Annotated in this window: 1 pseudogene; it reads right to left on the minus strand. The window is 59.3% G+C overall.

Annotated elements, in window-relative coordinates:
* Nucleotides 1-290: pseudogene (locus AACY19_RS27570) on the minus strand (IS3 family transposase); the annotation flags it as partial.

Raw genomic sequence — 290 nt, forward strand, 5'->3', positions numbered from 1 at the left:
GCCACCCAGACCTGTTCCGGCCCGGTGGCAGTGACTTGGTCAGGACCGGGCTTGAGCCGGTTCGGATGTCGGCGGAAGCGATGATGGCTGTCGGTAGTCTTGTGATAAGCGCGTTTGCGTGGGACCAGTTGTCGATGATCCCGCAAAATATCGAACAACCGATCCCGGCCTACCGTTTGCGTCAGTTCAGGCTCGGATTGCATAAGATCATGCAGCTTGCGGGTGCCCAACCGGGGCATTTCAAGGCGTGCCTCCAGCACAAACCCCAGCACCTTTTGCGCATGGCTAGC

It is taken from the genome of Pseudomonas sp. EA_5y_Pfl2_R50, assembly GCF_963970475.1.
GTDB lineage: Bacteria > Pseudomonadota > Gammaproteobacteria > Pseudomonadales > Pseudomonadaceae > Aquipseudomonas.